This window comes from Paenibacillus sp. FSL H7-0918, assembly GCF_038007025.1.
In the GTDB taxonomy this organism is placed as follows: domain Bacteria; phylum Bacillota; class Bacilli; order Paenibacillales; family Paenibacillaceae; genus Paenibacillus_AQ; species Paenibacillus_AQ odorifer.
The window spans coordinates 372,141-384,788 of sequence record NZ_JBBOWJ010000001.1; the positions used below are offsets into that span (position 1 = coordinate 372,141).

Annotated in this window: 14 protein-coding genes; all 14 read right to left on the reverse strand. The window is 44.0% G+C overall.

What is annotated here, in order from left to right; all coding sequences use genetic code 11:
- Nucleotides 1-21: 21 nt before the first annotated feature.
- The 14 genes from fliY to fliF all read right to left on the reverse strand — a co-directional run bounded on the left by fliY (nucleotide 22) and on the right by fliF (nucleotide 12,636).
- Nucleotides 22-1,326, reverse strand: coding sequence for a flagellar motor switch phosphatase FliY (gene fliY, locus MHI15_RS01765; RefSeq protein ID WP_076281606.1), 1,305 nt, complete (start codon nucleotides 1,324-1,326; stop codon nucleotides 22-24).
- A complete protein-coding gene (gene fliM, locus MHI15_RS01770; RefSeq protein ID WP_036688529.1) occupies nucleotides 1,316-2,314 on the reverse strand; it encodes a flagellar motor switch protein FliM in 999 nt (332 codons plus the stop codon). Before fliM ends, fliY begins: the two co-directional genes overlap by 11 nt.
- A 39-nt stretch (nucleotides 2,315-2,353) precedes the next feature.
- Nucleotides 2,354-2,821 (reverse strand): flagellar basal body-associated FliL family protein, encoded by a 468-nt coding sequence (locus MHI15_RS01775; protein ID WP_076100380.1) that lies wholly within the window; start codon nucleotides 2,819-2,821, stop codon nucleotides 2,354-2,356.
- Nucleotides 2,818-3,042 (reverse strand): flagellar FlbD family protein, encoded by a 225-nt coding sequence (locus MHI15_RS01780; RefSeq protein ID WP_036688535.1) that lies wholly within the window; start codon nucleotides 3,040-3,042, stop codon nucleotides 2,818-2,820. The genes MHI15_RS01775 and MHI15_RS01780 overlap by 4 nt, the downstream gene beginning before the upstream one ends.
- Nucleotides 3,043-3,131: 89 nt before the next feature.
- On the reverse strand, nucleotides 3,132-3,950 hold the full coding sequence (flgG, locus tag MHI15_RS01785; protein ID WP_036688538.1) for a flagellar basal body rod protein FlgG: 819 nt from the start codon (nucleotides 3,948-3,950) through the stop codon (nucleotides 3,132-3,134).
- A 104-nt stretch (nucleotides 3,951-4,054) separates the two neighbouring features.
- Nucleotides 4,055-4,438, reverse strand: a complete 384-nt coding sequence (locus MHI15_RS01790; protein WP_036688541.1) for a TIGR02530 family flagellar biosynthesis protein — start codon at nucleotides 4,436-4,438, stop codon at nucleotides 4,055-4,057.
- The gene (locus tag MHI15_RS01795; protein ID WP_036688543.1) at nucleotides 4,435-4,932 is read right to left on the reverse strand and encodes a flagellar hook capping FlgD N-terminal domain-containing protein; all 498 of its coding nucleotides are present in this window, start codon (nucleotides 4,930-4,932) and stop codon (nucleotides 4,435-4,437) included. Before MHI15_RS01795 ends, MHI15_RS01790 begins: the two co-directional genes overlap by 4 nt.
- Nucleotides 4,933-4,965: 33 nt before the next feature.
- Complete coding sequence (locus tag MHI15_RS01800; RefSeq protein WP_340033268.1) at nucleotides 4,966-6,447, reverse strand: flagellar hook-length control protein FliK; 1,482 nt, start codon at nucleotides 6,445-6,447, stop codon at nucleotides 4,966-4,968.
- 24 nt (nucleotides 6,448-6,471) lie between these two features.
- Nucleotides 6,472-7,389, reverse strand: a complete 918-nt coding sequence (locus tag MHI15_RS01805; protein WP_076127908.1) for a MotE family protein — start codon at nucleotides 7,387-7,389, stop codon at nucleotides 6,472-6,474.
- Between the two features lie 39 nt (nucleotides 7,390-7,428).
- Nucleotides 7,429-7,872, reverse strand: a complete 444-nt coding sequence (gene fliJ, locus MHI15_RS01810; protein WP_036688544.1) for a flagellar export protein FliJ — start codon at nucleotides 7,870-7,872, stop codon at nucleotides 7,429-7,431.
- Between the two features lie 9 nt (nucleotides 7,873-7,881).
- Nucleotides 7,882-9,195 carry a flagellar protein export ATPase FliI gene (gene fliI / locus MHI15_RS01815; RefSeq protein ID WP_036688546.1) on the reverse strand — a complete coding sequence of 438 codons (1,314 nt, stop codon included), beginning with the start codon at nucleotides 9,193-9,195 and terminating at the stop codon, nucleotides 7,882-7,884.
- Nucleotides 9,188-10,036, reverse strand: a complete 849-nt coding sequence (locus MHI15_RS01820; protein ID WP_036688548.1) for a FliH/SctL family protein — start codon at nucleotides 10,034-10,036, stop codon at nucleotides 9,188-9,190. Before MHI15_RS01820 ends, fliI begins: the two co-directional genes overlap by 8 nt.
- A complete protein-coding gene (gene fliG / locus MHI15_RS01825; protein WP_036688550.1) occupies nucleotides 10,029-11,045 on the reverse strand; it encodes a flagellar motor switch protein FliG in 1,017 nt (338 codons plus the stop codon). The genes MHI15_RS01820 and fliG overlap by 8 nt, the downstream gene beginning before the upstream one ends.
- Before the next feature lie 4 nt (nucleotides 11,046-11,049).
- Nucleotides 11,050-12,636 (reverse strand): flagellar basal-body MS-ring/collar protein FliF, encoded by a 1,587-nt coding sequence (gene fliF, locus MHI15_RS01830; protein ID WP_076127802.1) that lies wholly within the window; start codon nucleotides 12,634-12,636, stop codon nucleotides 11,050-11,052.
- Nucleotides 12,637-12,648 lie beyond the last annotated feature (12 nt).

Genomic DNA, 12,648 nt, shown 5'->3' on the forward strand with positions numbered 1-12,648 from the left:
CAAAATCCTCCCTAAGTATGCTTATTGTAATTTCTGAATTCGGTCCCACTGGCTGACGATATCCGTAACGCGTACGCCAAAGTTTTCGTCGATAACAACGACTTCACCTTTGGCAATAAGCTTGTTGTTAACCAAAATATCTACAGGCTCACCTGCGAGCTTGTCCAGCTCAATAATTGAGCCTTGTGACATTTCTAAAATATCTTTGATCTGCTTCTGGGTCCTTCCTAATTCTACGGTTACTCTAAGCGGTATGTCCATCAATAAATTTAAATTATTTTCATCAATATGACCAAAGGCCCCACCATTCAGATTTGCAAATTGCACAGGCTGTACATTTACATTGCGATTTGCCTCAGAATTAAGCGGTGGTGTCTGTCCATATGGCATCCCTTGCGGTGGCATACCGTATGGTGGCATCCCAGGCATTCCGTATGCTGGCATACCCGCTGGAGGATAATAATACCCGCCTTCTGGCATCCCTGGATACGGTGGCATACCCTGCGGTGGATATGGTGGTTGCGTTCCTCCTGCGGGCTGTGAGGGCGCCTGTTGCACCGGAGGTGCTGGAGGTGGTGTCTCAGCAGAATTCGTTATGGCAGGTGTTTCAGCCATTGTGACCGCTGCCTCCTCCTCTGCAGGACTAACATCACCAAGAAGCATGGATACCATATCTTTTGCGAACTGAACAGGCAAGAGCTGCATAATAGTAGAATCTATCAAATCACCAATTTTAAGCCGGAACGAAATACGAATTAGGGTCTCATCGTCTGGCAGACTGCCTACTCCTTCTCCGCTGGACATATTTAAAATGTCGATACCCGGAGGTGAGATATTAACAAACCGATTAAAAATCGTAGACATCGATGTAGCAGAAGAACCCATCATTTGATTCATAGCTTCTTGCACAGCGCTAATATGAATTTCATTCAACTCTTCATCCTTAGGTTCGCCAGCACCGCCAAGCATCAGATCGGCAATAACCTGCGCATCCCTAATCTTAATAACAAGTGAGTTAATGCCTTGAAACCCATCCACATATTGAACGTGAACAGCTACATGCGGTTTAGGAAAAGCAATTTCAAACTCCCCGCGTGTAATGATCGAAACTTGAGGGGTTGTAATATCTACTTTTTTCCCTAGTAAAGTGGAAAGTGCTGTTGCTGCACTGCCAAACGTTATATTACCAATTTCGCCCAAAGCATCCTGTTCAAACGGTGTTAGATAGTCATCTACCGTTTTCTCCGTAGGAGCTAATGAGCCCTCCGCAGATTGTCTCAGAAGGGCGTCGATTTCTTCTTGGGATAAATAATCTTTACTCGTCAAATTCTTCAACTCCTTCATTGACAATTTCGTCTATTTGCACGGCTACCCGATCTTTAACCATTCCGGGACTTCCGATGAACTTAAGCTTCTCCCCTACCTTAATCGACAGTCCAGAATCTACGTTTCTGTTGAGAGAAATCACGTCACCGACGCTAAGCCCTAGGAATTCAGATATGGATAAGCTCGATTCTCCAAGTTCAGCAACAATCGGCAGCTTCGCTTTATGAACTCTAGCTCTAATGGCCAGAAGCTCATCTTCATCCCGCGTCTTCTTCTCTGTCACAAACCATTGGTGAACAGAAAGTCTGGACATGATAGGCTCTAGAACGACATGCGGTATACAAAGATTGATCATGCCTGTTGTGTCTCCAATTTTGGTACTTAGAGAGATTAATGCAATGGTCTCATTGGGCGATACAATCTGCATGAACTGCGGATTCGTCTCAAGAGCTTCCATCCGCGGATGAATATCCAGCACCGTTTTCCAAGCCTCCTGCAGACTCTCAAAACATCTACTAAAGATGCGCTCCATAATTGTTGTTTCGATCTCAGTAAGAGCATTAATCTTAGAAGGTGCAGTTCCAAAGCCTCCAAGCAACCTGTCCAGCATAGCAAAAGCAATGTTAGGATGAACTTCCATTACCATGCGGCCCTCTAAAGGTTCTGCTTCAAAAATGTTCAATATCGTCATTTTCGGTATGGAGCGAATAAATTCATCATAAGGGAGCTGCTCTACTTGAACGACATTAATCTGAACGAAGGTGCGCAATTGGGCTGAAAAATACGTTGTAAGATAACGGGCGAAATTGTCATGTATCCGTGTAAGACTGCGGATATGATCTTTGGAAAAGCGGACAGCCCGTTTAAAGTCATAAGAGCGGATTTTCTTCTGAGTTTCTTCCTTTTTAAGTTCATCGGCGTCCATCTCACCTGAAGAAAGTGCAGCAAGTAGAGCATCAATTTCGTTTTGTGATAGTACATCAACCAATTCAATCACCCCCCCATCAAAGAATTATCAGGAATAAAGCTACACAGAAGCCAAAAGGAATTTGGTGATTTCGATCTGAGTAATTTGGCCCTCAGTCAATGTCTTATTGATCAGATTAATAAGCTTACTGCTAAGCTGATCTTTTCCATTCGCTCCATTAAGGTCCTCAGGTTTGGTATCTGCAAGCGTCTTGATAATTATTGGTTTGATTTTGATCTCTTTTATTTTTTCGAATTCTTCCTTTGATTTCGCAGAACTCAGTTGGAAGGCGAAATCTACTTGAAGGATAAAATCGGGATCAGCAAGATTTGTTTTGATATCAATGATCTCTGCCGTCAATTCGACGATTTCATCTGCAGTTAAATGTTTTGTTTCCACATTTTGAACAGCAGCACTTACCTCGTTCGTATCTTTCGGAAAGATCCTGTCCATTAGTAAAAATGCGGCGACCACTATCAGAGTAATCGCTAGTAATATCGTGATGAGCCACGGCATCATCTTTTTCATGTTAGCTCCTCCATTGACTGGATTTTAATGGTGGCAGCATATGTGCCTATGTCCCTGTTATAATCCCGGATCTTCGTAATAACCTCATCGGCTTTTTCGAGAACGATCAGTCTTTTTCCGGTTACGAGCGTAATATATGTATCCGGGCTTTCTTCTACCATTTCGACCAGTAGGGCATTGATCCACATCGGTGTTCCATTTAATCTTGTTACCGATATCATAACAGGCCTCCTAACAAAATAGGGGGAGGAGTAACTCCCCCACGACTCCGCATGAACCATTTAAGAAAATATAGAATTTATTGATTAAATTAACGCTTCAGGTTTACTACTTCCTGCAGCACTTCATCAGAAGTTGTGATGATACGGGAATTCGCCTGGAATCCACGCTGTGATACGATCATTTCTGTAAATTCATTGGTAAGATCCACATTGGACATTTCCAGCTGTCCAGAGATGATTGCCCCGGTGCCATCTTCTGTATTGTTCGCTGTAGTCGGAACTAGTTCGCCTTCTGCATTCGCATTAAGTGTCATACGATACAGATTGCCTCCGATTTTCTCCAGACCAGATGGGTTAGTAACCTTGGCTACACCAATCTTCACCCCAGCTCCAGTCGTTCCATCTTCCATGGTCTGAACAATTGTTCCATCATTAGAGATAGAAAACGCCGTTACATCGTCACCTAATTGAATGATCCCACCGTCGGAATCTAAAACATGAAGTCCGTCAGCGGTAACCAGATTACGCGCAGCGTCAATGTGGAAATCTCCGGCGCGGGTCAAAAATGCAGTATCTTGATCCTCAGTAAGCTTAACCAGGAAAAAACCATCTCCATCGATACGTAAATCTGTTGGGTTGTTGGTGGTTTGAGCACTGCCAGCCAAATGTAGGGTATCTATAGAAGCAATACTAACACCTAGTCCAACTTGTTTCGCATTTACCCCACCTTGACCATCCTCACCCGGTGCAGTAACACCAGAAACGGTTTGGCTCATAATATCCTTGAACATAACACGTCCGGATTTAAACCCGATAGTGTTTACGTTAGCAATATTATTACCGATTACATCAAGCTTAGTTTGAAAGCCTCTCATTCCTGAAACCCCTGAATACATTGATCTTAACATGTTTAATGTCCTCCCAGATTATAGAGTCCTAATAACTTTCCAAGTGAATTGGGACCGCGTCAGTCGGTCAGCGGCCGCCTCGGCTTTCCGTTAGGACCAGCCTATTATGAAATCACTATTGCACTATCGATTTGTGTAAATACATTATCTTTGATCGAGTTACCATCCATAGCAGTAACTACTGTGCGATTAGGAACGCTAACGATAAACGCCAAATCCTTCATTAATATCAAGGATTCTTTACTTCCCTTAGCAGCAGCTTTGTCCACAGCAGATGAAATTTGATCCAACTGACCGCTTCCAAGCTCTATCCCTCTTTGTTCTAGGCGCTTAGCAGCATGATTGCTGAATTTTAATAGTTTCTGTTGCAGTAAACTCTCAAAAGAAGCTTCCCCCGCCACAGACTGCTTAGGCAGCGAAGATCGTTGTAACGTTGTAGAATGCAGGGACGCAGGATACAGTTGGCCTATAGTTAGCCTGTCACTCATATGCTCGCCCCGCTTCCTCCGCTATTCTCCGGAGTATTACTATCTGTACCAGAACCGCTTTCTGGTGTTGCTGCGGCATTCTGAATTTGTGTAATATCGGTTAAAGCAATTCTGTCTTTTCCCACAACCGCATATTGAATACCATTGCTAACAACGATAGATTCAACATTACCTGTCTTAGGCAGCTTTGTGGCGGTGTCTGTCCAAGTAATATCTTTACCAATCAACCCGGATACAGATCCAAGGGACTGATTCATAGCATTAAGCTGAGTAGAGATATTCATCAATTGCTCCACGGATGTAAACTGGGCCATTTGCGCAATAAATTCTTTATCTTCCATCGGTTGCATCGGATCTTGATTTTGCAGCTGAGTAATCAAAATCTTCAAAAACTGATCCTTACCTAAAGTAGAATTACCCGTTGTCCGTGCACTAGAGTCGGGAGTTGTATAATTCCACTGATCTTTAGTAGAGACCGGAACTGTTGTCGCCATAACCACTCACCTCTCTTTCCTTTGTTATTAAAGTTAAGCCTTAGCAGAAAAAGATCCACCTTGGGACTGATCTTCTTGTCCCGCATTTGAAACCCAGTCCTTCCATTCACCATTCAGCTCTGCGGCTAGAACAGCATCACTGGCTTCCTCTCTGCTTTCTTTGGAACGTCTACCCTGCTGTCCACTTCCGGAATTAGGTTGGCGTCCTTCCTGCCCCCATTGCGAATTGAGTGGGGTATTATTTTGCGTAACTTCCAGCTTCTCCACTTGAAGACCTTGAGATTGCAATGCAGCGCGAAGCTGGTTCATTTGTTGTTCCAGCATATCTTTAGCGCCGGTATGTTCAGTCATGAACTGGGCAACTAAATGACCATTTTGCATGGTGATCTTAACATCAACTTGTCCGAGATTTTCTGGAAAAAGGGATATAGTCGCTTCAGCGATCCCACCTTTTTGCACAATCTCTAATTTGCCTGTAATGAAACCTGTCATTTCTTGAGCAAATTGCTGAACCGGAACAGGCGCTGCTGGCACTTCAGCCTTCAGCGGTGCTGTAATTCCTCCGCGCAGAGATAACTGCCCCGCAGTAACAACCTCATGATCCCCTTCGTTAGCTGTAATTCCTAGCGGGGAATCTTGAGCAGATTCTGTTGTCTTCGTTTCCCCGGTTACGCCTGTCTTGATTAACGGTGTGTTCGCAGTCTCTGCTTCAGCTTCTTGCACAGTTCCTGATGTCACAGGCGAGCTTACAACCGTATCATTTTTCACTACAACAGCTTCTCCGGAACGACTGCTCACATTCTGAATTGTTTTATCCGTTGGGTTATTTTTGCTTTCAGTAATAACGGGCTGTTGTAAGGAAGAATCAGAATTAATACTCACATTGCTGGTCTTTCCCTTCCCCTTATTAGTGTTAGAGGAGGACTCTTCTAAAAGCGCTGTGAAATTATTCAATAAACTGATTCCCTTAGTTGCAACTTCCTCATTGCCACTTACTGCAGCTTCTTGAATCATAGAAACTAAACTTTGCAAGTCATCTTGAACTGCAAATCTTAATGTATCAGCATTCTGTGCCAATGGTGACAAGCTTCCAGCCACTTCTGCTTCCGTTGTAGTAGTAACATTCTCTGGAGCATGGCTTCCAGATAGAAGTGCAGATACCTGAAGAATCCAAGCTTGCAAGGCTACCAACAGAGCTGGATCACTACTGATACTTTCATCCAGCTTCTCAACATCAGCAGCAAGTTTTTCAAGGAGCTCACCCTTCTGAGTGTCTTGCCCTGCTTGCTCTTCTCCAGTCGGCTGCACTTCCTTTAACAGGCCTTGCAGCAAAGAAGCTAGATTTCCCAATAGGGGTTCAGCTGGAGTCGACGAGGTGTTGGTATTGCCTCCCATGGTTTGTACCAGGGTTTGAGCAAATGGTGCAGCCGTCGTTGTTGTGCCAGTTGTAGTCGATGAACTCCCGTTTACTGCAGTTGTGTTTGCACTGACAAGCGATTGAACGACTAAACTCATTTATTTTTCACCTCCTTTCCCTATCTATTTAGCACCCATCAGACGATTAACAATTTTCGCAGTTTGCGCGCTATCATTTTTAGTCATTTCTCCCAAAATAGATGAACGAACACTATCACTAACGGTATTCATAATCGTCACGACCTTATCAGGGCTAATCTTGTACATTTCTCCTAGTAACGATGCCGCATTAGCAGGAGTCATTGAGCTGAAGGTCTGATTCAACTTTTCCTTATCCAAATTTTTACTGGTTGTTGCTGTTGCTGTTGTGCCGGCATCTTTCTTCAATCTAGATTGAAGGGCTGCGATCGCCATGTCACTCGAAGATGTGGTTTCTTTTAACTTAATCGTTACATCTGCAGCCTTTTGCGGATCCATTTTTTCCAAAATTGCAGTTTTACTCGCTTTATTCATGACACTGAAGATCTGTACCATTTCTTCTGTAGTTAAATTCTCCATGATCGGTGCAGCCTTCGAAGCTTTCATGCCCGCATACAGCTTAGCCAAATCAGAAACCTGTTTCTGATAAGGATCTTCAGTTTCTTCTGTGCTTGCCTCTGCGGTTTCAGCTTCCTTCTTCATACCTTCAATCTGTGACTCTAGCGCCTGAACCTTGGTATCCTGGGCTGTTTTTTCATCTGTAACCTTCTTCAGGTTTTCTTCCTGCTGGGCGAGCTGAGCTTTAAGCTCCTTAATCGTTGTCGCTGAGCTCACTTCCTGCTTTTTGCTTTCTTCCTTCGGTTTAGAAGGATCTGCAGGCGGATCAGGAACCCATTTTTCCAGGATAGGAATTTTATTCGCAACTTCAAGCACATTATTACGAATGTCCATATTAAAAAGCGTCAACAGTACTCCAAGCAGTACTAGCGTGAAGATAATCGGTATCATTAAGAATAAGAACCGCTCAAATTTCCCCGCTGACCCTTCATTTTCAAGTTCCATATCATTATCAATATTAGCCACTAGCGGAAACCTCCCGGGTTAGAGGGATTTCATCGCGAAGCGGACGGTTGCCATCTCATCCAGTTCGTTTTGTTCCCGTAAAATCATACTTTGCTGAAACAGTGTCTCAGCCTTGTCTTTTGCCTTCAACCATACTTTTTCATCTAAAACCTTAGTGCTTAACTGATCTTGTTTCTTCTGGACTTCTTGATGTGCACGGCTAATGTCCGTATGCTTACGGGCAATGCATTTATCCAGATATTCCACATACTCCTGCATTTCACGAATCTTAATCATAGGTGTCTTTTGCTCTGCGGCATTTTGTAAGGATAGCATGATAGCACTCCGCTGAAAGATGAGTTCATCCAGGCTTCTTTCCTGTGCCTGCAATTCTCCAAGCGCGCTTGAGAGCATCCATTCTGCCTGTGTCTTCTCATTGCCCTTCAAGTCAACGACTTTTTGAAAAGTATAATGAAACCTCATAATACCGAATCAACTCCTTGAGAACTGTGAAATTAAAGACTGTTGAACTTCAGCCAGCGTAACTTTTTCATTCACCTTTTGTTTGGTGAAATCCCATATACTGTCGATAAATTCCATCGACTCGTCAATTTGAGCATTAGAGCCTCTTTGATAAGCTCCAATATTAATCAAATCCTCTGAATCCTTATAAACGGCCATAAGGCGCTTCACATTCTCCGCTGCTGCAATCTGTTCTTCTGGAGCAATATCCTTCATTACTCGACTTATGCTGGAAAGAACATCTATTGCTGGAAAGTGTCCTTTGTTAGCAATATTTCGATTGAGTACAATATGTCCGTCAAGTATTCCTCTTACTGCATCTGCGATCGGCTCGTTCATGTCATCACCATCAACCAGTACCGTATAGAAGGCTGTTATAGAGCCTGTAGGACCTGTACCGGCGCGTTCCAGCAGTTTGGGTAAGCTGGCAAACACCGAAGGTGTATATCCCCGCATGGCTGGCGGCTCTCCAACTGCAAGTCCAACTTCACGTTGGGCCATGGCATAACGGGTGACCGAATCCATCATCAGCATTACATTAAGTCCACGATCGCGGAAATACTCGGCAATCGTTGTAGCGATAAGCGCACCTTTTATGCGAATCAATGCAGGTTGGTCAGAGGTAGCAACAATTACTACGGATCGCTGCAAGCCCTCTGGTCCTAAATCACGTTCGATGAAATCCAATACTTCTCTGCCACGCTCACCAATCAGAGCAATAACATTTACGTCGGCCGATGTATTCCGGGCAATCATCCCCATCAAAGTACTCTTGCCGACCCCCGAGCCAGCAAAAATACCGACCCGCTGTCCCTTGCCAATCGTTAGCAAACCGTCAATCGCTCTCACACCAATACTGATGGGTTCCTGCACCCGCGGTCTATTAAGTGGATTGGAAGGAATATTAAAGGTAGAGCTATGTGGCATTCGTGCTGGAATGAGAGAGCCATCAAGCGGCTGCCCCAGACCATCCAGTACTTTTCCTAACAATTCAGAACCTACTTGCACGCTAAGCGGCTTACCAGTGCCCACTACATCACAACCAGGTCCAATCGCCTGCAGTTCACCAAGTGGCATCAATAGTACCTTGTTATCACGGAAACCAACGACCTCAGCTTGCAGCGGTTTGTTTCCTTTAGAAGGGTAGATGTAGCATACATCACCTATACTTGCGTCAGGACCTTCCGATTCAACCATTAGACCGATTACCTGCGTCACTTTCCCATTGATCCTCACCGGATCGAGATTACGAAGTTGCTCCTTATAACGGTTGCTATTAAGCATCGTCTTCCCCATTTCTCTGCTCATCGGTGTCCAGCGCAATTCTTACCAGCTCTTTCTTGATCTCTGCGAGCTGAGTGTCGATTCGAGCATCAATGCTGCCAAAGGAAGAGCGGATAACACATCCTTGGTCTTTTACCGTTGAGTCGGGCAAGATTTGCAGTTCAGCCTGTGAATCAACAGCTAGTGATAATTCTTCCCGAGCAGCATTCACAAAAGCGAACTGCGCTGGGGATACACAAAGTGAGATCAAACCTTGTTCTCGCTTACGAGCCAGATTTTTGCGAATTAAGTCCATTGCGAATTGTGGTTCTACCGTTAACTGCTTGTCCACAATTTTCTCTGCAATATCACAGCTTAACTCTACTAAAAAAGGCTCCGCTTCCTGAATAATCACTTCTCTTGCTTTATACGCCTCAGTCAAAACAGCACGCGCTTCTTCCATCATCTCTGCGATCTTATGCTTCATCTCTTCCTCAGCCTGAGAAACACCTTCCTCATAACCTTGCTGATGAGCTTCAGCTTTGATAGCTTCGATCAGATGTTCATCCTGCTCACGCCGTTGTTTCCACCACTCTTCAGCCTCCGCTTTCGAGGACTCTACAATCTGTTCCGCTTCAAGAGATGCATTCCGAACCTGCTCTTCAGCAAAATCCTGAGCGTCCTTAAGCATTTGCTTACGCGTCTCTTCTGCCTCTTCACGTGCGGGATCATGATAGTCAGTCTCGCTTAAAGTCTCCTCGGGAACGGGCTCCTCAGTTAGGCCCGCATATTGCCGGGCCTGTTCCAGTCTCTTAAAGACATCAACCGGAACATACTGGGAGTGTTTGATCAGCTTAGACAATGATGTCATCTCCTCCGCCACGAGCGATGATAATTTCACCAGACTCTTCGAGTCTGCGGATCGTGCCTACAATACGAGTCTGTGCTTCTTCAACATCACGCAGCCGCACAGGACCCATGTATTCCATTTCTTCTCGGAACGTTTCTGCCATACGCTTGGACATATTTCTGAAAATAACATCCCGTACTTCTTCGCTGGCAACTTTGAGTGCAAGCTGTAAATCCGCATTATCGATATCACGAACAATGCGCTGTATTGAACGATTGTCCACATTAACAATATCTTCGAATACGAACATCCGTTTTTTGATCTCTTCGGCAAGCTCTGGATCTTGAATTTCGAGAGAATCCAGAATCGTACGTTCTGTCCCCCGGTCAACCCCATTCAAGATTTGTACAATTGATTCGATACCACCGGCATTTGTATAATCCTGGGTTACTGTAGCGGAAAGCTTCTGCTCCAGCACACGTTCAATTTGCGTAATTACTTCTGGAGAGGTACTGTCCATCACAGCAATTCTTCTAGCCACCTCTGCCTGCTTCTCTTGAGGAAGCGAGGAAAGGATTGCAGCAGCTTGTTCAAATTGCAGATAAGACAATACAAGTGCAATAGTCTGTACATTTTCATTCTGGATAAAGTTGAGAATCTGATTAGGATCCGCTTTTCGTGCAAAATCGAAAGGTCTTACTTGCAATGTTGCAGTCAGACGATTAATGACCTCCATTGCTTTTGTTGACCCAAGCGCTTTCTCCAGAATTTCTTTAGCGTAGTTAATACCGCCTTGTGATATATATTCCTGGGCGAGGCATATCTGATGGAATTCAGACATGATCGACTCTTTTTCACCGCTGTCCACTTTGCGAACATTAGCAATTTCAAGAGTCAGCTGTTCAATCTCCTCGTCTCTTAAATGTTTGAAAATTTGCGCCGATACCTCGGGCCCTAGTGTGATAAGCAGGATCGCAGCTTTTTGACGGCCACTAAGTCCCTGCTGGCTAGCCTTTGCCATTAGTTCACCTCTGTTCGTCTGCAAGCCATGTACGCAGCAGATTTACGAATTCGTCTGGCTTCTTCTTGGCCAAACTTTCCAATTGCTTACGAACTTGACTTTCATTCGTCACGCTCTCCAAGTTAATAGAAGGAAATTCAGTAGGAACCTGCAATGGAATGTCTTCATCTTCCTCTTCCACAGTCTGTTTACGACTCCGGTAGATTAGATATCCTCCACCTGCTCCAACCAGCAATGCTGCTGCTCCGATAGCCCATATCATCCAAGAAGCGAGACCACCTTTAACGGTATTGGCATCGGTGCCACCAAATTGTTGCGAGTAGACCGAAACCTTTTTGGTCAAATCAGCGTCTGTATATGTAGTACCTGAATCTGCAAGAGAAGCGCGAACAATATTCACCAAAATATTTTGAATTGCAGCTGATGTTGCATCATCTAAACTTTTTTCTCCTGAAGGTGGTTCAACTGCAACATTTATGGTTAAGTCTTTAACAGTATACGGACTAGCAATAACATCTTTAGTAATTCGGTTAACTTCGAAGTTCCTCGTTTCCGAAGATTCCTCCGAGGTAGAAGTATCCGCACCCGCATTAGAAGGATAGCCCGTAACATCTTGAGAACCAGTGCCAGCCACTCCGCCAGTCGTGTTACCTTGACCCGAATACGAATTACTAATTATTTGTGAACTGATCTCAATCCCCTTCATGTTCTCTGTATCCACAGGGGTAACAAGATCTTCCTTCCGGTTTTCCTTGTCAAAGTTCAACTTTGAGAACACAAGAACATCCACTTTATCAGGACCGGTAAGAGTGCTAAGGAATTGTTTCACATTTTTCTTTACTTCTTCTTCGAATTTCTTCTGAAGAGCGAAGTTTTCTTCAACTTGGTTTGTGACACCAGCCTGTCCACCTTTAGCTGTTGGCATTAATTCAATTTCATTATTTGCAATAGTAATGTTGTCAATTGGTAAATTAGGCACAGCAGTTTTCACAAGATTGAAATACCCGTCAATATTGTCTTGGGTAGGTCTAAATCCTGGATCAAATGAAAGCACAACGGATGCAGACGCCTGCTCCTGATCAGCCTGTGAGGCAAAAACTGTCTCTTTAGGCAAATTAATCAGCACTTTTGCATCTTTAATCCCTTGCATACGTCTCATTAACTGTTCAACTTCACCGTTTAATGCATTATTGTACTTCACGTTAAACTCGCTATCTGTTGTACCTATCATTGACGAATTTTCGTCAAAGACTTTATATCCGATAGAGCCACCTTGAACAATCCCCTGAGAACCGATATCCACCTTGACCCGAGCTGCTTCTGTACTTGGTACAGAAATACTCTTTCCATCTTGACTTAATCGGTATGAAACACCTGCTGAATCTAAGGCTTTCATTACTCCAGCCGAATCCGTACTGTCCAAATCTTGAAATGCTACTTCATATTCTGTTTTTGAAAGCTGCATGGTCATAACTACGATTATTATTAGAATGATAAACAATGTTGAAAAGAATAAAATCTTCTGTTTACCACTAAATCTGTTCCAATACAAGAGAACCTTCTCCCGATATTGGGCAAATCTTTCATTCACAGTGTCACCCCA